General features: G+C 44.9%; 21 protein-coding genes. 10 read left to right on the top strand and 11 right to left on the bottom strand.

The window, feature by feature from the left end:
• Positions 1-54: 54 nt before the first annotated feature.
• From AB6E85_RS22925 to AB6E85_RS22905, 5 genes are all read right to left on the bottom strand, one after another.
• Positions 55-672, bottom strand: a complete 618-nt coding sequence (locus AB6E85_RS22925) for a CDP-alcohol phosphatidyltransferase family protein (protein ID WP_372144357.1) — start codon at positions 670-672, stop codon at positions 55-57.
• A complete protein-coding gene (locus AB6E85_RS22920; RefSeq protein ID WP_372144356.1) occupies positions 662-1,312 on the bottom strand; it encodes an ATP-binding cassette domain-containing protein in 651 nt (216 codons plus the stop codon). The genes AB6E85_RS22925 and AB6E85_RS22920 overlap by 11 nt, the downstream gene beginning before the upstream one ends.
• On the bottom strand, positions 1,278-2,978 hold the full coding sequence (locus tag AB6E85_RS22915; RefSeq protein WP_372144355.1) for an ABC transporter permease: 1,701 nt from the start codon (positions 2,976-2,978) through the stop codon (positions 1,278-1,280). Before AB6E85_RS22915 ends, AB6E85_RS22920 begins: the two co-directional genes overlap by 35 nt.
• Positions 2,979-2,983: 5 nt before the next feature.
• Positions 2,984-4,147 (bottom strand): ABC transporter substrate-binding protein, encoded by a 1,164-nt coding sequence (locus tag AB6E85_RS22910; protein WP_372144354.1) that lies wholly within the window; start codon positions 4,145-4,147, stop codon positions 2,984-2,986.
• A 382-nt stretch (positions 4,148-4,529) separates the two neighbouring features.
• Positions 4,530-4,976, bottom strand: coding sequence for an META domain-containing protein (locus AB6E85_RS22905; RefSeq protein WP_004734625.1), 447 nt, complete (start codon positions 4,974-4,976; stop codon positions 4,530-4,532).
• A gap of 188 nt (positions 4,977-5,164) precedes the next feature.
• Between AB6E85_RS22905 and AB6E85_RS22900 the strand changes: the two genes are divergently transcribed.
• Positions 5,165-5,428, top strand: coding sequence for a DUF1289 domain-containing protein (locus AB6E85_RS22900; RefSeq protein ID WP_082241990.1), 264 nt, complete (start codon positions 5,165-5,167; stop codon positions 5,426-5,428).
• Positions 5,429-5,537: 109 nt separating this feature from the next.
• Positions 5,538-5,705: a hypothetical protein gene (locus tag AB6E85_RS22895; protein ID WP_009846446.1), complete on the top strand. Its 168-nt coding sequence runs from the start codon at positions 5,538-5,540 to the stop codon at positions 5,703-5,705.
• 57 nt (positions 5,706-5,762) lie between these two features.
• Here AB6E85_RS22895 and AB6E85_RS22890 read toward each other — a convergent pair whose 3' ends face one another.
• From AB6E85_RS22890 to AB6E85_RS22880, 3 genes are all read right to left on the bottom strand, one after another.
• Positions 5,763-6,065 (bottom strand): thiamine-binding protein, encoded by a 303-nt coding sequence (locus tag AB6E85_RS22890; RefSeq protein ID WP_050652252.1) that lies wholly within the window; start codon positions 6,063-6,065, stop codon positions 5,763-5,765.
• A gap of 127 nt (positions 6,066-6,192) precedes the next feature.
• Positions 6,193-6,414 carry a hypothetical protein gene (locus tag AB6E85_RS22885; RefSeq protein ID WP_017057116.1) on the bottom strand — a complete coding sequence of 74 codons (222 nt, stop codon included), beginning with the start codon at positions 6,412-6,414 and terminating at the stop codon, positions 6,193-6,195.
• 253 nt (positions 6,415-6,667) lie between these two features.
• The gene (locus tag AB6E85_RS22880) at positions 6,668-7,906 is read right to left on the bottom strand and encodes a DEAD/DEAH box helicase (protein WP_086970315.1); all 1,239 of its coding nucleotides are present in this window, start codon (positions 7,904-7,906) and stop codon (positions 6,668-6,670) included.
• 209 nt (positions 7,907-8,115) lie between these two features.
• Between AB6E85_RS22880 and AB6E85_RS22875 the strand changes: the two genes are divergently transcribed.
• Positions 8,116-8,742, top strand: a complete 627-nt coding sequence (locus tag AB6E85_RS22875) for a LysE family translocator (protein WP_372144353.1) — start codon at positions 8,116-8,118, stop codon at positions 8,740-8,742.
• Between the two features lie 267 nt (positions 8,743-9,009).
• The gene (locus AB6E85_RS22870; RefSeq protein ID WP_017060329.1) at positions 9,010-9,366 is read left to right on the top strand and encodes a hypothetical protein; all 357 of its coding nucleotides are present in this window, start codon (positions 9,010-9,012) and stop codon (positions 9,364-9,366) included.
• Positions 9,367-9,524: 158 nt separating this feature from the next.
• Here AB6E85_RS22870 and AB6E85_RS22865 read toward each other — a convergent pair whose 3' ends face one another.
• A complete protein-coding gene (locus AB6E85_RS22865) occupies positions 9,525-10,649 on the bottom strand; it encodes a M14-type cytosolic carboxypeptidase (protein WP_048614453.1) in 1,125 nt (374 codons plus the stop codon).
• Positions 10,650-10,784: 135 nt separating this feature from the next.
• Entirely contained in the window at positions 10,785-11,060 is a 276-nt protein-coding gene (locus AB6E85_RS22860) for a nitrogenase-stabilizing/protective protein NifW (protein ID WP_050645067.1), read from the bottom strand.
• A 307-nt stretch (positions 11,061-11,367) separates the two neighbouring features.
• Here AB6E85_RS22860 and AB6E85_RS22855 point away from each other — a divergent pair, with 307 nt between their 5' ends.
• From AB6E85_RS22855 to AB6E85_RS22845, 3 genes are all read left to right on the top strand, one after another.
• Positions 11,368-12,462: a NapC/NirT family cytochrome c gene (locus AB6E85_RS22855; RefSeq protein WP_372144352.1), complete on the top strand. Its 1,095-nt coding sequence runs from the start codon at positions 11,368-11,370 to the stop codon at positions 12,460-12,462.
• Between the two features lie 22 nt (positions 12,463-12,484).
• Positions 12,485-14,932, top strand: coding sequence for a molybdopterin guanine dinucleotide-containing S/N-oxide reductase (locus AB6E85_RS22850; RefSeq protein ID WP_372144351.1), 2,448 nt, complete (start codon positions 12,485-12,487; stop codon positions 14,930-14,932).
• A 141-nt stretch (positions 14,933-15,073) separates the two neighbouring features.
• The gene (locus AB6E85_RS22845; protein ID WP_048609433.1) at positions 15,074-15,286 is read left to right on the top strand and encodes a TIGR02450 family Trp-rich protein; all 213 of its coding nucleotides are present in this window, start codon (positions 15,074-15,076) and stop codon (positions 15,284-15,286) included.
• Between the two features lie 40 nt (positions 15,287-15,326).
• Here AB6E85_RS22845 and AB6E85_RS22840 read toward each other — a convergent pair whose 3' ends face one another.
• Positions 15,327-16,064, bottom strand: a complete 738-nt coding sequence (locus AB6E85_RS22840) for an HAD-IIB family hydrolase (RefSeq protein WP_372144350.1) — start codon at positions 16,062-16,064, stop codon at positions 15,327-15,329.
• A gap of 640 nt (positions 16,065-16,704) precedes the next feature.
• Between AB6E85_RS22840 and proV the strand changes: the two genes are divergently transcribed.
• Genes proV through proX form a run of 3 tightly spaced genes read left to right on the top strand, consistent with a single transcriptional unit; the run spans position 16,705 to position 19,990 of the window.
• Positions 16,705-17,892 (top strand): glycine betaine/L-proline ABC transporter ATP-binding protein ProV, encoded by a 1,188-nt coding sequence (gene proV / locus AB6E85_RS22835; protein WP_372144349.1) that lies wholly within the window; start codon positions 16,705-16,707, stop codon positions 17,890-17,892.
• A gap of 3 nt (positions 17,893-17,895) precedes the next feature.
• A complete protein-coding gene (gene proW / locus AB6E85_RS22830; protein ID WP_048617625.1) occupies positions 17,896-18,990 on the top strand; it encodes a glycine betaine/L-proline ABC transporter permease ProW in 1,095 nt (364 codons plus the stop codon).
• Positions 18,983-19,990 (top strand): glycine betaine/L-proline ABC transporter substrate-binding protein ProX, encoded by a 1,008-nt coding sequence (gene proX, locus AB6E85_RS22825; RefSeq protein ID WP_017065372.1) that lies wholly within the window; start codon positions 18,983-18,985, stop codon positions 19,988-19,990. Before proW ends, proX begins: the two co-directional genes overlap by 8 nt.
• Positions 19,991-20,234 lie beyond the last annotated feature (244 nt).

Below are 20,234 nucleotides of genomic sequence, written 5' to 3'. Positions count from 1 at the left end.
AAAACGCCGCTCATCTGAGCGGCGTTTTAGTTTGAAAGGAACCTGAAACTAATACTAGTTGGTTTGATTCTTGAGAGTCTGGAACCCAAAATAAATACGCATGAACGTAGTTAGCCAACAAGCTGCACCAAAGGTGTAGGCGATAACTGCAAAGTGTTGAGGCCAAATACAGAACGCGATGAAACAAGCGATGGTTTCAGTGCCTTCGGTTAGCCCCGACATGTAGTACAGAGACTTATGCTTATAAACGGGGTTTTCGATTCCTCGTTTGCCTGCCATGACTGCAAACGCCAGAAAGCTACTGCCTGTACCGATAAAAGAGAAGATTAAAAATGCACCGGCAATGGCGTTGTGTTCTGGATTAGCAATCACAAAGCCAAAAGGGATCAGCGAATAGAAAAGGAAATCTAGGCTGATATCTAGGAAGCCACCTGCATCACTGATACCTTGGATTCGGGCCAAGGCGCCATCAAGCCCATCACAAACTCTATTGAAAATGATGAAACCTAACGCCCACTCATATTGCTCAAACGCCAACGCCGGAAACGCTAAACAGCCGACCAAAAAACCAAATAGGGTGGTTTGATTAGCGGTAATACCGACTCGATTCAGTACTTTTGCAGACTGGTTTAATGGCCACTTAATGACCTTAATGGAGTACTTATCCAGCATGGTTGCTTCTCCATGGCCAAGAGAGTACTTGAGCCCCTTGAGGCACATCTGCTTCGTCGTGTGTCACCATCAGCGTAGGGATATTGGCTTTGGTTAATTGCTCAAATACCCAGTCCCGAAATTGTGCTCTGAGCTCTTGGTCTAACTTACTGAACGGTTCATCAAGTAGAGCCAACTTAGGCTTCGCCAATAACATACGAGTTAAACTGATTCTCGCTCGTTGACCACCAGAAATCTGATCGGGAAAAGACTCTGCTAAGTGTGTCAGTTCAATGTCTTTTAACGCTGCCATGGCTTGCTGTTGGCGAGCAGAGCCTTTAAACGAATTAGGTAGTGAGAATGCCAAGTTTTCCCATACTTTTAAGTGAGGGAACAATAGATCATCTTGAAAAAGAATACCGACCTCACGTTGATGTGATGGGAGATCATCCAGTTGAATGTCATTCAAAAAAACACTTCCAGAATACGAAAACTCTTCATTCAAGTGGCCTGCGATGGCGTCCAATAAGGTGGATTTGCCGCAACCGCTCGGGCCCATCAACGCCAGTATCTGGCCCGATTCTAATGTTACGTTTAGCGCTGAGAACAGCGAATCACCACCGGTTTTATGGATGGCGAGGTCGTTGAGGTACAGACTCATTACTTAAGAAACCTTTGAAAGTAAGACGGCGATATCTGAGTTGAAGTCGGCTGACTAATATCGCTAAAGAGAAAAAGAACAGAGGCAATAAGGCCTGCCAAATGGCATAAATTGCGGTCACTCTGCGGTCGAAACCACTGGTTAGGGCGACAGCTTCTGTAGTGATGGTGCTAATACGACCTGCGCCTAGCATCAATGTTGGTAAGTACTGAGCCAAACTCACACTGATCCCGACCGCCCAAGCAAAGGCAATCGCAGGAAGCAAGATTGGTAGTTTGATCGAATACCAACTCTGAAATGGCGATTTACCTAGGCTGAGCGAGGCTTTAATCAACCCATCATTGAAGCTTTTCCATGGGCCGTCCAAAGACAGATACACAAACGGGAAAGCAAAGAAAACATGCGCCCAAATCACCCAGAACTCATAGGCACTACTGCCGATGTAGAGGGTCGTGACCTGCATACCAAACAATACCGAGAGTTGAGGTATTAACATTGGGATAGCGATAATGAAGCCCGGAACTTGCCACTTGTATTTGATTCTGTATTCGTGAGCAATCAGCGCAAGTAACAGAGCGACTGAAGCAGCAATAAGACCAATCCATAAGCTTTGACCCACAGTACTCATGATGCCATCCCACTCGAACTCCCAGAAACGCATGCTGTAGCGGCTCGGCAGTAAATCAGGGAAGCGCCAACGTTGGGCAACACTCCAAATCACCATCAATGGAATGATCAGCAATGAAAGGCTAGCAAGCACTGTGAATATGGTTTTCCCCGGCATGTTAGCCCCTGTTCTTCCTGAATACTGCCAAGTTCGAAAGTTCTTAAGAACCGCCCATTCAACTAAACGCGCCAAGGCGATGATCAACGAAGCTAAACCAAATAAAACGATCGCGCCAGCAGCAGCTCGCGGAAGTAGGTTAAGATCCGGATCGTTGAACCATTGCCATACCAAAACAGCAAAGGTCGGCGGGTTGGTTGGGCCAATGATCAGAGCAATATCGACAACTGAGACACTGTAAGCGAGTACCGCCAGCATTGGGAATCGAAGCTTAGTAAACCATTGAGGGAAAATACATTTCCACCAGATCTGAGCGCGGCTGTAACCGAGTGATGCACTGACCTTGGTGATACGTTCTACATCAATTTGCTGAAGTATCGAAATGCTCATCAGCAACAAGAAGGGGACTTCTTTAAGTGCGAGCATAATGATTAAGCCGAACGCGTATGGGTCTTTCACCAATAACGCCAATTCAGAGCTCGTAGCCGATTCGCCGAGTAAGTGATGTATTGCTCTTGCGCCAAGCCCCGTTGGACTAAACAGAAAAGCAAAGCCGATAGCGAAAGCCACATGTGGAATGGCAAGCATTGGTGATAGCGTAAACTCAATCTTTCTCCAAAACTTGTTTCCCCAAGAGGCTTGAAGAATACAAAAGGTCAGGAAGCAGGCTATGTAGCTGCTTGCAATTGCTGAACCTAGGCTTAAGCCAATAGAGTGCCAAGCACCTTCCCACTGAAAGACTTGGCTAAAACCGTTGAGTGTTGGCTCCTCTAAACCTAGAGGTGGGATTAAACTCAGTGACGAAGCCACGACTCCCGCTACCCCAGGAATGGTTGGGATAATGCATACAGCTATAACAACAAAATATAGAGCGCGTAGCATGCAGACTAGTTACCGTATCGCTTAAGCCACTCTTTCTCGAGCGCGTTTTGCCAGCTAGGGTGTGGTTCATCAACCGATTTAAATTGCTGGGTGTTTTTAGCGCTGCCAGTGAGGTACTTGCTGCTCAGAACCGAAGGATCGCCCCAAACATTGAGGTCACCTTTGCGAGACTGTGCTTCCGGGCTCAGTAAGAAGTTAATGGTCACTTGAGCACCTGCGGTTGCATTGGCATTCCAAGGAATCGCAAGGAAGTGAATGTTAGATAGAGCGCCGCTTTCTAGAGCATAAGCCTTAGTGGTTTCGGCTAAGCGACCACTGGCTTGTGCTGAATAAACAGAGTTTGGATTGAACGTGATCGCGAGATCGATCTGTCCGTCGTCCAGAAGTTGGATGCTTTCCGATGTGCCAGCTGGGAACTGTTTACCACCACGCCAAGCCACTTTATGGAATTTATCTAAGTAAGCCCACAGTGGTGCCGTGACTTCTTGGAAGTTGTCTTCTGAAACCGGCTGAGCCAGCGCAGGGTTATTGTTTGTTAGTTCAATCAATAGAGACTTAATGAAGCTCGTGCCATGAAATTCTGGTGGGCGAGGGTAGCTTAAGCGGTTCGGGAAAGCCTGAGCGTAGCTCAACATCTCTGAGAATGATTGTGGTGGATTGTGCAGCGTCTCTTGATCGTGAATGAACACAAGTTGTCCCACGCCCCACGGTGCTTCTAAGCCTTCTGTCGGCTCTGAAAAATCGACATCAATTGGCAGAGACTTATCGACATACTGCCAATTTGGAAGTGATTCTGTAAATGGCCCAAACAATAGCGCGTTGTCTTTCATCGAGCGAAAGTTCTCGCCATTGATCCAGACAATATCGACGCTGCCTTCACTGTTCTTTCCTGCTGCTTTTTCAGCAAGCAGTCGAGTGGTGGTTTCCGCAATATCGGTTACTTTCACATGCTTTAACGTGACACCATAGTCACTTTGTAATTTCTTGCCTGCCCACTGTAGGTAACGATTGATCTCTTGGCTTCCGCCCCAAGCGTGAAAGTAGACAGTTTCTCCTTCTGCCTGCTGTTCTATTTGGTTCCAGCTGTCGGTGGATGCTTCATCAGCATAAATGGTTGCGCTGTATGCAACGGTTGCCATGATTCCTAACGTACTTACTATCTTGTTCATAAACTTTTCCATTTGGTAGTGAACGGGCAAGAGCATTGTATTTTCAAACTCCCTACAGTTATTCTATCTGTTTCTGAAATAAATTCTAATTCAACAGTAAATTCAATCAATTACTTGAGAACAAGCAGGGAGTTGGAGGTTCAGTTTTGTTCGATATGTAATCATCTCGAAAACTCGACAGACTCTAGGCTTTTGCCATCCTAGCAACAGACCGCTGAACCGTTGAATTTATTGCATCTAAATGAGAGATTTTTGAGGTTTATTGGAGGTTGGTACGAAAAGTCGGCGATGAGCGTCAATTTTGAAGAAGTAGTGAGGGCAAGCTGGCAATAAAAAAGGAGCCATCAGGCTCCTTTAATCAATATTTGGTTTCGATGACGGATTAGTTTACCCAGTCACGAATGGTGTACGTTAGCGTGTGTACATCGTTTTTCAGTACTAGCGTATCGTTTGTTAGCGTTACGTCGCTCCATTCGCTTAGAGTAGCAGAAACCGATTGTTCGATTTCCATCGCAGAGCCGTGACACATTTTCATTGTCATGCCCATTTGCTTGATACGGAATTGACCGTCTTTCAGCTCGCCTTGGCCGAAGAAGTTGTTACAACCAGCCATGCCGTTTGCAGTCATCTTTTCGCCAATCTCTAGACGAGGAGCTGCTTGGTCTTCGCTTTTCACAATGTCCTTGCCATCAATTTGCGCAAGTTCCCAATTATGGTGCTGTAGATCGGTTGGTGTTACTTGCATCGCGTTGTCACCTGTTGTTGTGCATGCTGCTAGCATCATAGGTAAAGCGGCTACTGCTAGTAATTTTTTTGAACTAAACTTCATATTATAAGGCTCCAAAGGAAAGAACGAAGTTACCGAATAAGTGTAACTTGATGGGTTCAAAGTATAGTTTACAAAACACTATATGTGTCAGTATAAGGTCATAGTTTAGTATGGATTCCATGAGCTAGGCGACAAATTAATCGCTTATTTTTGAGAGAGTAAGCGTAATTTTGAATGTGTAAGGAGGCATGGTGGAGCAGTTAGAGTTTTTCCAAGTTCCAAGCCCTTGCGTTGGGGTTTGTTCAAGCGATGACAAAGGCTATTGCAATGGTTGTATGCGCAAAAGAGAAGAGCGGTTTAATTGGATGTCGATGACAGCGTCAGAACAATTGCACGTGATAAAGCTGTGTCGCCAGCGCTATAGAAGAAAAATAATGAAGCAAAAAAACTTGGTTGGTAAGCAGGTCGACGAAGAGGGAAATACCAGTCCCCAAAGAGACCTTTTTGGCTAAAGATGAAGTGTTTAGATTTTATTTAACTCCGAAGTAACTATTACTTTACATAATGGTTGGGGTGTAATATCAAGGTAGGTACCTTTGTACCTGAAGGAGTGGTGTCGGTATGAATAAAAAGAACGTAAAACTCAAAAAAGAGCCAGTCAAAGCACTGGACCGAAAACCGATCGGGGCGAAAGATGACCCTGAAGAGACTCCGCGTGATTGGCATTCGATGTCAGAAGAAGAACGAATGGAAATCCTTTCTCACCTTTCAGACATGCCTTTCCAATAACACCACTTGTTCTTCAGAGTCTTTCTTAAAGCTCAGTTTTCAGAAACAAAAATGTGATTAAACAAACATGTGATTCGCTTTCGTTACACCACGATGGTACGTGCAAAATGTATCATCGGCCTCGGTGGTTTTACTGTGAATCTTAATGTTTGTGATCACTTCTACAGCCCCTGCATCGTAGCAAGCTTGTTCTGCTTTTTTAACGATATCGAGTAATTGGCTGAGTTCACCTTTCATCGTGGTTTCCATCGCACCGACTTGGAAAGGCACATCGGCAGCTTTCACAACTTCAATGGCTTTATCAACCACTTCGAAGTTGTTGCCTTCTTTAACGCGAGGTATCACTTGGAAGGCAACCATTACTTCTTTTTCTCTTTTTAACTCAGACACTTTCTGCTTACTCTAGGATAGGGAATTGTTGCAGATGATAGGTTAATGCGGAGACGAATTCTACAGCGGTTGTGCTGGTTGGATTACTCTCGTTGTCCTACTTGTTACCCCAGTGGTCACTTACCCAACCACCTATGTGCTCATCAAAATGACTGCCACTGAACCTCTGGTTGCGTTCAACCGAAGTATCACAATCATCTTTATTGTCTATTAGGGTTTGTATGTAGTTTGCCATCGGGTCATTGGAACGTTGACGATCTCGGCGGGTTGCCACTTCCTTAATCAGTTGTAATCGATATGTAGAGCTAGCACGTTTCATTTCAATGACCTCCTGTTGTAGACACTAATAGAAAAATCTAGTTGCCAGACATAGGGGCGTCAACGTGATTTATGAGTATTTTTTTTGAGCAACCAAGAATCAATACGTTGGCATCATAATTCACAAAAGTGTCATTTAAGTTGGCAACTTTAGGTAAGTTTTTGGGTGTGAATTTATGTTTTGTTGCATATAAAAAAGCCCAGTACAAACTGGGCTGACCATTCTATTTCTGGCTGCTTAGCGCTATTTCTGGTTACTTGGAGCTATTTGGTTTGCTTTTAAATTGCTTAATGCTCTTCTTTTTGGCTGTTCTTCGATTGGCCATTTTATCTTTAGGTGGACGCTTGCGAGCGGTCGCTTCAGATGCAGGTTTGTCTGTAACAGGGAAACCCTCTAATGGTTGCAACACTAACGGCTTATTGGTCAGGGTGCGAATCGCATTGAGGTAGTCAGTTTCGCTGTGGCTAACCAGAGAGATCGCGAAGCCAGTACTTCCTGCTCGTGCTGTGCGACCAACGCGGTGTACATAAGTTGCTGCGTGTGACGGTAATTCGAAGTTGATCACGACAGGTAACTGATCAATATGAATGCCTCGAGCCATCACATCGGTCGCGATAAGCACACGAGTTTCGCCATTTTTGAAACATTCTAATGCTTGCTCTCGTTCTTCTTGGCTCTTATTTCCATGTAACGCACTCACACTGATTTTGCCTTTATTCAATCGTTTGGTTAACGCATCGGCATTGTCTTTTGCGCCAATAAATACCAATACTTGCGGCCATGTGTGTTGATTGAGTAGTGCGATGAGCGCTTGAGCTTTACTGCCTTTGTTGACTAAGTACAGGGTTTCTTCAATAGCCGCGACCACGCTGTTTTCTTGGTGTGTCGTGACTTTAACTGGATTTGAAAGAAGCTCTTCAGCTTGCCCTACTAATTCGGGCGGAAGTGTCGCAGAGAACAACAGTGACTGACGTTTGCTCGGTAGTGCTGCAGTAATCGCTTGAATATCTGGCCAAAAGCCCATGTCGATCAGGCGGTCGGCTTCATCAAGAACCAATGATGAACACTGAGCTACATCCAGTTCATCGCTTTTGATTAAAGCGAGTAAGCGGCCCGGTGTGGCGATGGCTAATTGTGGTTTAGTCGATAATTGTTGCTGTTGATCATCAGTATTTACGCCGCCCGTTAGCGTTACCAATTTGATATCGAGAGTTGTTGCGATCGGCTCTAAAGATTTGGTCACTTGAGATGCAAGTTCACGGGTTGGAACAATGACCAGAGCTTGAAGTTCATTTACATCTTGGTTGATGTTATTCAGTAAAGGTAAGCCGAACGCCAATGTTTTACCGCTGCCCGTTTGAGCCAATGCAAGTACGTCTTTCCCCGCAATAATGGTAGGAATTACCGCTTGCTGTATCTCTGTCGGCTTATTGAATTGAGATGGGAGCGCGGAGACGGTTTTTGCGTTAAGGGTTAGGCTAGCAAATGACATAAATGAACCAAGTATCAAAAGGGAGGTGGAGTCTAACAGGGCTACAAATGTTAGAAAATCAGTTTTGTACGTTACACGATAAACACATTCATTATACGCGCGAATTATGTCTGTTAGCCATACGCGATAATTAAGCGTTTATCATATTGTAATGGCACTGAATGGACGTACAATGTCCGCCCTAAAAATGTTCATGGAATGAGATCGAAATGAGTTGGGACAGTATCTGGCTGTTTATTGTTATCGTGTTTTTTATTGCCATTATTCCGGGCCCAAATGCGCTGTTGGTATTAAGCACAGCCTTAACTCAAAGGAAGCTGTTCGCATTTGTGAACGTGTTGGGCGTGTCATGTGGTTTCTTTTTTCATGCCTTTATCTCGGCCAACGGCATAAGCCTATTACTGTCGAACACTCCCATGGCCTTTGAAGGGCTAAAGTGGGCTGGGGTTTTGTATCTTGTCTGGCTTGGGTATAACCATTTTCGTGCGGCACTGAGTGCTCAAGAGGGCGTACTTTCTGTGGTCAGTGCATCGGGAAGTAAATTTTATAATCAATTTTTCAAAGGGCTCCTCACTAATCTACTGAATCCTAAAATCGTCCTGTTTTATCTTTCTATATTCCCTCAATTTGTTTCAACAGAGGCGATTGTGACAGACAGTTTGATACTCGGTGCAATTCAAGCGTCAGTGGTGTCGATGTGGTTCTTAGTTGTGATCTTAATGGCGGATACCTTTAAGCGCTTGTTAGTTCAAAAGCGCACCTCGCAAATGATGAACATTGTGTGTGGGATTCTATTCGTGGGCTTCAGCATTCAGTTGGCATTGTTTCAGCTTTAGGGTGCGACGCGAAGAATTGGGTTATTAGCCATCGGTTTAGTTCATTTCCGGCTTAGTTCTCGTTTCCATCTTAGTTTTTATTTCCGATTCAGTTCTCATTTTTTACTGAATGCTAAGCAATCCGTGTTTCTCTGTATAAATCTCTAAAGCATTAGCTCGGAAAGTCGATATAATAATTAGCTATCAATTGGGTGAATGTGTTTATTTGAGACCAATTGAAGCTACAGTCTATTGCTTGACCGACATAACAGAGACAGGGAGTCACTAATGCGTGAAGATTCATTCACCCAGAAACGCAAATATTACCGCTTAAAGTACCCTCAAAAGGCACGTCCGGTGATGCGAATTAAGGATGAGCTTTTTCATGTCAGTGAAGTGTCTGAAAAGGGTGTACGCCTGATGATGCGTAACATCATTCCTGTTTATCGTGGCTTTTCAATGGCCGGCACCTTGAGGTTGCATGACAACAACAGTATCGATATTAGTGGTGCAGTGTTGAGACAAGAGGGCGATGAAGTGATCGTTCAGCTATCACAAGGCCCAAGCTTCAAAGATATGGTGTCTGAACAAAGGCATATTAGGCAAAGATACCCGGTATTTTTTGCAAGTCTAAGAGTGGCTTAAAAGCGACTGACGTTAGATTCCTTAAGGCGCAAATCGCTCATTCTAAGCAGAGATTAAAAAGCCCAGCACTTTTACAAGTGCTGGGCTTTGTTCTATCTATAGCCCAGATTCTTATAAACCAAAGGCGATACAGGTAAAGCTAATGAGCTTAGTTCGCCTTATAGCTCGTCTACTGTTGCCCAAACTGCGGCTAGCATGTCGTGACCAAACGCGACACTGCGTTCTGGAGACCAGCCGTAAAGTTCGTCAGCGTGGCTGATGTGATCTTTAAATGGCATCTCGACGGTGTAAGCCAAACACTTGAATTGCTCACCAATCCAGTTTGTGCCAACAGTCATGTTTGCTTTGCCCGGTTCGTCTTTATCGTAACCAAATTCATCTTGGAACTCTGGCGTGATAGTGAGCAGTGCTTGCTTGAAGTGGTTCTCTAGCTTCGCGATGCGCTCGTTGTAAGAAGGTGTGCCTTCGCTACCCGCTACAAAGTTATACGGAATCGCTTCATCGCCATGAATATCTAGACACAGGTCAACGCCCGTTTCTAGCATACGCTCGCGAACAAGGAATACTTCTGGGCTGCGTTCCATAGAAGGTGATTGCCATTCGCGGTTCAGGTTTACGCCAATCGCGTTAGTACGCAGGTGACCGCGGATGCTGCCATCTGGGTTCATATTTGGTACAACGCGGAACACAACGCTGTCTAGCAGAGAGCGACCAACCGTATCTGTTTCATCAAGTAGGCGTTGTAGCAGACCTTCGATCAGCCATTCAGCCATAGTCTCGCCTGGGTGTTGACGACCAATAACCCAGATGTTTTTCTTCTCTTCACTTGGCTCACCGATAGTTAGCAAAGTGATGTCGTTGTTGTCTAGCGTGTGACCTAGAGTTTCGAGCTTACAAGCTGGGTGCGTTTGAGCACTGTGCAGAAGATCTTGGTGACGATCGTATGAGTACGGTGCGAAGTACGCGAAGTACATTGAATCGTGTTCAGGGATGATATCAAAGCTTAATGTATCGCCATCGAACTGAGATGGGATACGGAACCACTCTTCACGGTCATACGATGCAACCACATCGTAATCTTTCCAGCCTTCAGGGTAGGCAGATGTCGCCAATTGACCGATTTCAAAGTGGTGAGCTTGTTGAGCTTCACTTTCTAAGCGGAAGTGAAACCACTGAGAGATTTCAGTTTGGTAGTCTGCTGGGATAGTCAGTTGAATGTTTTGTGGTGAATCTGCTGAAACGACGTGAATGTTGCCGCTTTCGAAATTGCTGAAAATTTTCATTGTAGTTTTTATCTCGTAGTTGAGTTGCCGTAAGACTAGCACACTTTTTTTCGAGCAAACCACTAACTAAATCGTAATGAGATGTTATTTCAACTATCTACTTTTTAGTTCTCTATTTTGAACAGTACTTCCGACCTATCGACGCTGGCAAGTTGTACACCCACGACAGGCAGAACGCGTGTGGCGATCTAACTTGCTGCGTTGAACCTTACAATAAGCGTTTTTCAGCGCTCTTCTTCCTGAGAACCAATCATCGGGTTTTGACAGGATCAGATAACCATTAAAGCGTTTCACAAGCTCGACTCTATTTTGGTTGATGAACTTGCTATCAAACCCAATTTCGAAGTAATCAAGCGCTTGTTCAATCGAGGTAAAACTCGCCATTTTTTGTTGGAATTCTGTTTGGTTCATTGAGTGAGGAGTTTATGAAAAATAGATAGCCGATATTGTAATAGATTTACAATTTACTTCTTTGACTTAGAAAGCCGTTTTGTCTCGTTGATGTTAGATTAATCAATAATAGATATTTAACCGCCACCTCTTATTTGGCGGGTGATTGTATCTGGTGGGGGATAATTTCGTGAAGTGGCCTTGGGTTCTCATAAAGGTTCAATTTTTGTTCCTCAGAATACCATTTATGATCCAAATCAAACCGACCTACCCCTAAAGTACTACTCTGATCTTAATTGTAACCAATTGTTGAAGATGATTAAGAATTATGACAATAAAAAAAAGTTATATCGCACTAATAGCGGCGGTTGGTATAGGTATTGGCTGGTTAACCTTAGGGGGAACTGCAGCCGTTATGCACTATACATCGAGCACTGAGTTTTGTGTTTCTTGCCACACAATGGAAGCACCCCACAAAGAATACCAAGGTTCAGTACACTTCAGTAACGCAAAAGGCATTCGAGCTGAATGTGCCGATTGCCACATTCCAACTGATCCGATTGACTATGTGATCACCAAAGTAAGAGCGTCCAAAGACATCTACCACGAATTTATTTCAGGGAAGATAGACACGCCTGAGAAATATGAAGCACACCGTGAAGAGATGGCTGAGACAGTTTGGGCTCAATTCCGCGAGAATGACTCAGCGACTTGTCGCTCTTGTCACGAATTCGATGCAATGGAAGAGTTCGAGCAATCTCGTGATGCAGCAAAAATGCATGCTTATGGTCGTGAAAATAACCAAACGTGTATCGATTGTCACAAAGGCGTCGCACACTTTGCTCCTGAAGCTCAGCTAGATAGCAAAGCGTTCGATACCCTGATTGCATTTACGAAAAACACCCCAGCAGATGCGAAAGTGGTTTACCCAGTAACTGATATCGCAATGGGTGACTTCGGCAGTGTAAACCCAACAGCAGAACTGCAAGTGGTTAAGGCTGAAGGCGACAACCGTACTGTGACTTTGAATGCATTCCAAATGAAAGGTGCAGAGCAAGTGCTTTACTTCGGTGAAGGCCAACGTGCAATCGTTGCGACATTGACAGACAAAGGTCAAGAAGCACTGACTACTGGTGACTATAAAGCCGATGCTTACGGTAACGAGTGGCGTTCAGTTGCGCTAACGGGTGATATCACTTCTCCAGTTGTCGATAAACTAGACCCAATCTGGTCTTATGCAGAAGAGTTGGACAACGTTTACTGTGCAACGTGTCACGCGAAAATTCCTTCAAACCATTTCACTGTGAATGCTTGGGGACCTGTTGCGAAAAGTATGGGCGACCGTACAGACATTTCTGAGCAAAACCTTGAGCTGCTGACTAAGTACTTCCAAAACCACGCGAAAGACGTTGTTGGTCACTAAAGAGAATTAGAAGGATAAAATTATGACTAATATGACACGTCGTGGATTTATGAAAGGCACAGGTATCACAGCTGGTGCGTTGGCATTCACATCTTTGACGCCGATGAGCGCAATTGCTTCGGACAAACGTGGTTCTGGTGTTCTAACATCAGGCCGTATGGGCCCAATGCTGTGTGAAGTGAAAGACGGCAAACTCGTGTCGACGACGAATGCACTGGCACAAACGGTTCCAAATAGCCTGCAGACCACAGGCCCTGATCAAGTACACACCAAAGCGCGTGTTAAGTACCCTATGGTTCGTAAAGGCTACTTGGCTAACCCATCTGCACCTGAAGGTGTACGTGGTAGTGATGAATTTGTTCGTATCTCTTGGGATGAAGTGTACAAATTGATTCACCAACAACACTCACGTATTCGTCAAGAGTACGGCGCGGAATCTGTATTCGCAGGCTCTTATGGCTGGCGTTCAAGTGGTGTTCTGCACAAAGCGCAAACGCTTCTACAACGTTACATGAGCATGGCTGGTGGTTACTCTGGTCACTTAGGTGATTACTCAACAGGTGCTGCACAAGTTATCATGCCGCACGTTGTGGGTTCGATTGAGGTGTATGAACAGCAGACGACTTACCCAGTTATCCTTGAGCACAGTGATGTGGTGGTACTTTGGGGCCTAAACCCAATTAACACCTTGAAGATCGCTTGGAGCTCAACCGACTGTGCAGGTCTTGAGTTCTTCCACCAGTTGAAGAAGTCGGGCAAGACAGTGATTGCGATTGACCCAATGCGCTCTGAGACTATTGAGTTCTTTGGTGATAACGCAGAGTGGATTGCTCCTCACCCGATGACTGACGTAGCCATGATGATGGGTATCGCACACACGTTAGTGAAACAGGGCAAGCACGATAAAGAATTCTTGGGTAAATACACAACAGGTTACGACGTATTCGAAGCTTACTTGATGGGTAAGGAAGACGGCGTGGAAAAATCTGCTGAGTGGGCGTCTGAGATCTGTGGTGTACCAGTGAAGCAACTGGAACTGCTAGCGGATATCTTCAGTAAGAACCGTACTATGATGATGTCTGGCTGGGGGATGCAGCGTCAACAATACGGTGAACAACGCCACTGGATGTTGGTTACGTTAGCGACGATGCTAGGTCAAGTTGGTTTACCAGGTGGTGGTTTTGGCCTTTCTTACCACTACTCAAACGGTGGTAACCCTGCACGCGATGCGGGTGTACTTCCTGCGATTTCAGCGTCTCTTGGCGGTGGTTCATCGGCTGGTAACGACTGGGCGGTATCGGGTTCTGTTAATGCCTTCCCTGTAGCGCGTATTGTTGAAGCGCTAGAAAACCCGGGTTCAAGCTACCATCACAATGGTCACAACTTAACATTCCCTGAGATTAAAATGATCTGGTGGGCAGGCGGTGCGAACTTTACTCACCACCAAGATACCAACCGCCTAATCAAAGCGTGGCAAAAACCTGAGCTGATTGTTATCTCAGAACCATACTGGACAGCAGCAGCTAAGCACGCGGATATTGTTCTGCCAATTACTACATCGTTTGAACGTAATGACATGACGATGACGGGTGACTACAGTAACCAACACTTAGTACCAATGAAGAAAGTGGTTGAGCCACAAGGTGAAGCTCGTAACGATTTCGATGTATTTGCGGACATGTCTGAGTTACTTGCTCCGGGTGGTCGTGATGTGTACACCGAAGGCAAGACCGAGATGGAATGGCTGTATGGTTTCTACAAAACCGCACAGCAAGGTGGCCGTGGTCAGCGTATCGTAATGCCTAACTTCAGCAAGTTCTGGGAAGATAATCAGTTGATCGAGATGAAGTGGAACGAGAAGAACGCACAGTTTGTTCGTTACGCTGATTTTCGTGAGAACCCAATCATGAACCCACTAGGTACACCAAGTGGCAAGTTCGAGATATTCTCAAGAACCATTGAAGGTTACCAACTAGATGATTGCCCAGCACACCCAACTTGGTTAGAACCAACAGAGTACACAGGCAACGCTAAAGATGGCGAACTGCAACTAATGACAGCGCACGCCGCGCACCGTCTGCATAGCCAGTTCAACTACGCGAAGATCCGCGAAGAGTACGCGATTGCAGACCGTGAGCCGATTTCAATTCACCCTGAAGATGCGAAAGCTCGAGGCATTAAAACGGGTGACTTGGTTCGTGCACACAATGGTCGTGGACAAGTATTGGTGGGTGCATTAGTGACGGACGGCATCAAACAAGGCTCTGTATGTATCCATGAAGGCGGTTGGCCAGATTTAGATAAAGACACTGGTCTATGTAAAAACGGTGGCTGTAACGTGCTTACGTTGGATATCCCGACTTCTCGTTTGGCGAATGGCTGTGCTGCAAACTCTGCGCTTGTGAAGATTGAAAAATACACAGGTCCAGTATTAGAACTCACGGCATTTGATCCACCTAAAAACGGCTAATCTTTAACGAGAAATAGCTCACTGAACGAAGCCAGCCTAATCGCTGGCTTTTTTTGATCCTTTTCTTGCGATGAAGACTATTACTCAATGTCGGCTAGACAACCCATAATAATCAATGACATCTAAGCGAGAAATAAGCTCATGAATCGAATCAATCCAAAGAAACTACTTCGCAGTAAATGGACGGCCGTTAGCCCAATAAAGAAAGAAAAACACTTTATGGTCACAGAGGTCGAGTTTGAAGAAGGGGAGGTCATTCGTTGTTTGATAGAAGCGGTGATGACCAAACGAGAGGAAAACATCAACTGGCGGGATCTCACCGACAAGGATCATTGGCTTCCCGGTTGGAAATAAGGATAGGAAGTAGGGAGCAGTCGGTCACCTCTACTTATTTCTAATTACCCGCTGCTGCACGCCCTTGCCAGTATTTAAGGCCTTCTAAGACACCCTCAGCATGTGTTGCTCTACTCGTGTATACGTTGTCTCTATCCGAGAGATGAGCAACTTCTGGGTAATGGTTAGCGACCAGTATCGAGTTTACGCCCTCAATGGTGAGCATTGACGTATCGTTAGCTGAGTCACCTGCGACACACACTTCCGCAACGCTCAAATCGTGTTGTTCGAGTAGGTGATGAATCGCCGTCGCCTTGTTGACGCCTTTTGGTGTGATATCTAAGTACCAATCATGAGAGTAAGTAAGATGAACATCTAATCCATGCATCTCCAAGCTAGATTCAATCAGTTCATGTTGAGGCTCTGAAAGCTTTCCTTCAAAGGTGATCTTGTAATCGCCTTGATGGTTTTCTATGCGCTCACCCATAAAATCAAGGGGTGCGAGAGCCGTCTCTACTTTTGATTTGTTCCAAGAAGCTTCCAGTTGGTTATGCCAAACATGGTCTGGTTTTTGGGAATGGACATGATGAATTTTGGTGCCCACATCGCTAATAATACTGTGTGGTTTCGGGTAGTTATCCGATTCTAAACCCACTCGAATCGAAGATAATGTCCTTCCCGTCGCGATGATAAAGCGAATATCAGGTTGCTCTGTGAGGTAATCAAATAGCTGGTTAACACCGTGAGATGAGCCTCCATCAAGGGTACCGTCAAAATCACACACCAACATTTTTATCATTCGAATTCCTTATCTTTTTCCTATTTCGTCACGGGAAAATGTTTATTTCTTTTATAAAGAATGGCTCAGCAATGAGCACTCTACAAGTTGAAGTCCAGCTTAGGTAATCGCTAATTGAGAGTTTGCAGCAAGTATCACAGTTGGTGTGATGTATTAAAATTCTTGGTTGAAAAAGTTGATTTCGACTCGCTGACTTTAGCCGGTTGACCTTTGGTTTTTAGGTAGAGATTGATATCTGATCTTATCTTTTCTACCGAGCGAACTTTCGCCTCGGAAACATCATGAAAGCTTAATAAATAGTTTGTATTCGAATTATTTGTGCACGAACTAATTGTGGCTTTTGTTGGTTCATTTGGCCTATTAATTACTCTAATGTAAAATTAATATTCAATAATCTACAACTAAGTAATACATAATATCGCTCGCGTGCTTGTGTAATTTAAATCTTTATTTATCAGTAATTTGTTGTATCTTTACTTATTTTTTTGTCTTGGTGTCACTGGCCTAGTTTTGGTCTTTTGCCTTGTTTTACCGAACGATGCTCCTTGATTTGCACGCGTTAATTACTTAGAGTGCTAATCGTTTTTCGGGTTTAAATAACCATTTTTAAGTTTAAATAACTGAGAAAGGATTAGATTACATGGATCCCATACTGGAAGTTAAGGGACTGTACAAGGTGTTTGGTGAAGACACCGATCGTGCTTTTACAATGATTAATGAAGGCGCGAACAAAGATAAAGTTTTTGAAGAAACAGGGCTAACGATCGGCGTTAACGATGTTTCTCTTAGTATTCAAGAAGGCGAGATATTCGTCATAATGGGACTGTCAGGATCTGGCAAATCAACCCTAGTACGCCTTCTTAACCGCTTGATCGAACCTACCAAAGGCAATGTGCTTCTTCGAGGCAAAGACATTGCCCACATCTCAGAAGATGAACTCCGCGAAGTTCGCCGCAACAACATCTCCATGGTTTTCCAAAATTTCGCTTTGATGCCGCATATGACGGTTATCGAAAATGCCGCGTTTGGTCTAGAGCTTGCGGGCGTTGAAGTTGAACAACGAAAGCACTCAGCACTTGAAGCGCTAGAGCGTGTTGGCCTTGGCGCATATTCAGAATCTTACCCAGATGAACTATCTGGTGGTATGAAGCAGCGTGTTGGTTTGGCTCGAGCACTAGCATGTGACCCAGATATCTTGTTGATGGATGAAGCGTTCTCGGCGCTCGATCCTTTGATTCGTACTGAAATGCAAGATGAGCTTATTCGCCTTCAAAATGACGATAAACGAACCATCGTTTTCATCTCGCATGATTTGGATGAAGCGATGCGTATTGGTGACCGAATTGCGATTATGCAAAATGGCGAAGTGGTTCAAGTAGGTACTCCAGACGATATTCTTAATAACCCAGCCAACGATTATGTCGAAGCTTTCTTCCGCGGTGTGAACGTGGCAAGCGTGCTTACTGTGAAAGACATTGCGCGTAAGAAGCCAGCTGCGGTATTTAAAAAGTCAGAACACGATGGCCCAGCGTCCGCTCTACAAATTTTGATGGATAATGACCGCGAATACGGCATCGTAATTGAGAAGAGCAGCCGTTACTCCGGCATTGTCTCTATCGAATCGCTTCGCAAAGCCCACAAAGAGAACAAATCACTCGTCAGCGCGCAGCTTGATGATGGATTAACGCTGAACCCTGATTTACCAATCAATGATGTGCTTGGCCTAGTTGGTGGTGTGCCTTACTCAGTGCCTGTTGTGGATGAGCAAGGTAATTACTTTGGCGTGGTGACTAAGTCACGACTGTTACAAACATTGGATAAGGGGTAGATCATGTCGTCTGAACAAACAAACAATGATCCATGGTCTCAATCGGCTCCTGCAGCTCAACCTGCAAGTGATCCTTGGGGTCAAGCCACTGATACCTCACCATCAGCGGATTGGTTAAGCAGCGAAACCGTTGAAACGACACCTTTTGATCCACTGAACCCTTTTGCAGAGGCTGTGTTGCCTGTCGACACTTGGGTTGAGTCTGGACTGAATTGGTTAGTTGAGCACGGACGCCCATTATTCCAAGCGATTCGTGTGCCTATCGATTTTATTCTAAGTTCATTTGAAACGGCGTTGGTGTCTACACCAGCCCCCTTCATGTTGATCATATTGTTTCTAGTGGCGTGGCAGTTTTCAAACTTGAAGCTTGGCGTTGCAACGGCCGTGTCTTTGACTTTCATCGGCTTGATTGGCGCTTGGTCTGAAGCAATGACCACATTGTCACTGGTCATGACATCCGTATTCTTCTGTCTGTTAATTGGCTTACCCATGGGGATATGGCTCGCCCGAAGTAACACGGCGGCTAAATTCGTGCGCCCAATTTTGGATGCTATGCAAACCACACCAGCCTTCGTTTACTTAGTACCGATCGTAATGTTGTTTGGTATCGGTAACGTTCCGGGTGTCGTGGTGACCATCATATTCGCACTTCCTCCTGTTGTTCGTTTGACCATCTTGGGTATTCAGCAAGTTCCGGAAGAATTGATCGAAGCGGGTCACTCATTCGGTGCAAGCAAAAAGCAAATGCTTTACCGAATTCAATTGCCACTTGCATTGCCAACTATCATGGCGGGCGTGAACCAAACACTGATGTTGTCGTTATCGATGGTGGTTATCGCATCAATGATTGCGGTAGGCGGTTTAGGTCAAATGGTACTGAGAGGTATCGGCCGTTTGGATATGGGACTGGCCGCTGTTGGTGGTTTAGGCATCGTTATCTTAGCCATCTTATTAGACCGCATCACCCAAGTACTGGGTGTCAACGCTGGTAATACAAAATTACGCTGGTATCGCATGGGGCCTGTTTCCCTTGTACTGAATGTACTTAATCGCGGTAACAAATCAGAACTTCAATTAAGGAAAAACACCAATGAATAATTCATGGAAGAGTAAACTTGCAGTAAGCATCGTTTCGACATTAGCGGTATCAACTAACGTGTGGGCAGCAAGCCTACCGGGTGAGGGCGTATCAGTTCAGCCTGTTCAATCGTCTGTAGCGGAAGAGACGTTCCAAACATTGATCGTTAACCGTGCTTTAGAAGAGCTGGGTTATGACGTGAAATCAACTCAAGAAGTGGACTACAACGTAGGCTACACCTCGATTGCAAAGGGTGACGCAACGTTCCTAACGGTAGGTTGGTTCCCGCTTCATGCTGACAAATACACAATGGCTGGTGGTGATGAGAAATTCTACCGTGAAGGCCAATATGTAAGCGGCGCCGCTCAAGGTTACCTAATTGATAAGAAAACGGCTGAAAAGTACAACATCACAAACATTGGTCAATTAACCGATCCAAAAATCGCGAAGCTGTTTGATGCGGACGGTGATGGCAAAGCAGACCTAACAGGCTGTAACCCAGGTTGGGGTTGTGAGATGGTAATTGAACATCAACTTTCAGCGTTCAAACTGGACGATACGGTAACTCACAACCAAGGTAACTACGCTGCAATCATTGCAGATACGATTTCTCGTTACCAAAAAGGTGAATCAATCCTTTACTACACGTGGACACCTTACTGGGTAAGTGGCGTATTGGTGCCTAACGAAGATGTAGTTTGGTTAGAAGTTCCTTTCTCAGCACTTCCTGGCGAGCGTTCGAACGTGGATACGACGTTATCTAACGGCAAAAACTACGGCTTCGAAATGAACTCTATGCGCATTATTGCGAACAAAGAGTTTGCTAAGAACAATCCATCAGCAGCGAAGCTTTTTGAAATCATCAAACTTAACATCAATGATGTAAGTGCTCAGAACATGATGATGAGTAAAGGTAAGAACAGCTCTGCGGATATCGAAGCGCACGTAAACGGTTGGATCAAAGCGAACCAAAGTACGTTCGATGGTTGGATTACAGAAGCGAAGAAAGCAGCACTGTAACGTTGACTTGTATGTGCTCTGTCTTACCAGGCATTTTGATTTGAAATGATGAGCGTGTTGAGTGATTGTGTAGAGTCACTCAATCACCTTCAAATCAAGTGAAAGGGCGACAAGAGTGAACATTATAAAGCCAGCGGTCCATTTGGATTGCTGGCTTTTTGTTTTCTGTTTCTATGCTTTATGCTGCAGTTCTAGCTTCTAGCTTCTAGCTTCTAGCTTCTAGCTTCTAGCTTCTAGCTTCTAG

The sequence above is a fragment of the Vibrio sp. 10N.247.311.51 genome, from assembly GCF_041467855.1.
Classification (GTDB): domain Bacteria; phylum Pseudomonadota; class Gammaproteobacteria; order Enterobacterales; family Vibrionaceae; genus Vibrio; species Vibrio coralliirubri.
The sequence above is the reverse complement of the archived record's forward strand: the minus strand, read 5'-3'. Positions and strand labels throughout refer to the sequence as shown.

Excerpts from the sequence above, each read along its gene's own strand:
- AB6E85_RS22880 (WP_086970315.1), bottom strand. The coding sequence starts at position 7,906 with ATGTCATTTGCTAGCCTAACCCTTAACGCAAAAACCGTCTCCGCGCTC.
- proX (WP_017065372.1), top strand. The coding sequence starts at position 18,983 with ATGAATAATTCATGGAAGAGTAAACTTGCAGTAAGCATCGTTTCGACA.
- AB6E85_RS22865 (WP_048614453.1), bottom strand. The coding sequence starts at position 10,649 with ATGAAAATTTTCAGCAATTTCGAAAGCGGCAACATTCACGTCGTTTCA.
- AB6E85_RS22910 (WP_372144354.1), bottom strand. The coding sequence starts at position 4,147 with ATGAACAAGATAGTAAGTACGTTAGGAATCATGGCAACCGTTGCATAC.
- AB6E85_RS22890 (WP_050652252.1), bottom strand. The coding sequence starts at position 6,065 with ATGGTTGCCTTCCAAGTGATACCTCGCGTTAAAGAAGGCAACAACTTC.
- AB6E85_RS22900 (WP_082241990.1), top strand. The coding sequence starts at position 5,165 with ATGGTGGAGCAGTTAGAGTTTTTCCAAGTTCCAAGCCCTTGCGTTGGG.
- proW (WP_048617625.1), top strand. The coding sequence starts at position 17,896 with ATGTCGTCTGAACAAACAAACAATGATCCATGGTCTCAATCGGCTCCT.
- proV (WP_372144349.1), top strand. The coding sequence starts at position 16,705 with ATGGATCCCATACTGGAAGTTAAGGGACTGTACAAGGTGTTTGGTGAA.
- AB6E85_RS22875 (WP_372144353.1), top strand. The coding sequence starts at position 8,116 with ATGAGTTGGGACAGTATCTGGCTGTTTATTGTTATCGTGTTTTTTATT.
- AB6E85_RS22850 (WP_372144351.1), top strand. The coding sequence starts at position 12,485 with ATGACTAATATGACACGTCGTGGATTTATGAAAGGCACAGGTATCACA.
- AB6E85_RS22845 (WP_048609433.1), top strand. The coding sequence starts at position 15,074 with ATGAATCGAATCAATCCAAAGAAACTACTTCGCAGTAAATGGACGGCC.
- AB6E85_RS22840 (WP_372144350.1), bottom strand. The coding sequence starts at position 16,064 with ATGATAAAAATGTTGGTGTGTGATTTTGACGGTACCCTTGATGGAGGC.
- AB6E85_RS22855 (WP_372144352.1), top strand. The coding sequence starts at position 11,368 with ATGACAATAAAAAAAAGTTATATCGCACTAATAGCGGCGGTTGGTATA.
- AB6E85_RS22870 (WP_017060329.1), top strand. The coding sequence starts at position 9,010 with ATGCGTGAAGATTCATTCACCCAGAAACGCAAATATTACCGCTTAAAG.
- AB6E85_RS22915 (WP_372144355.1), bottom strand. The coding sequence starts at position 2,978 with ATGCTACGCGCTCTATATTTTGTTGTTATAGCTGTATGCATTATCCCA.
- AB6E85_RS22925 (WP_372144357.1), bottom strand. The coding sequence starts at position 672 with ATGCTGGATAAGTACTCCATTAAGGTCATTAAGTGGCCATTAAACCAG.
- AB6E85_RS22905 (WP_004734625.1), bottom strand. The coding sequence starts at position 4,976 with ATGAAGTTTAGTTCAAAAAAATTACTAGCAGTAGCCGCTTTACCTATG.
- AB6E85_RS22920 (WP_372144356.1), bottom strand. The coding sequence starts at position 1,312 with ATGAGTCTGTACCTCAACGACCTCGCCATCCATAAAACCGGTGGTGAT.
- AB6E85_RS22895 (WP_009846446.1), top strand. The coding sequence starts at position 5,538 with ATGAATAAAAAGAACGTAAAACTCAAAAAAGAGCCAGTCAAAGCACTG.
- AB6E85_RS22860 (WP_050645067.1), bottom strand. The coding sequence starts at position 11,060 with ATGAACCAAACAGAATTCCAACAAAAAATGGCGAGTTTTACCTCGATT.
- AB6E85_RS22885 (WP_017057116.1), bottom strand. The coding sequence starts at position 6,414 with ATGAAACGTGCTAGCTCTACATATCGATTACAACTGATTAAGGAAGTG.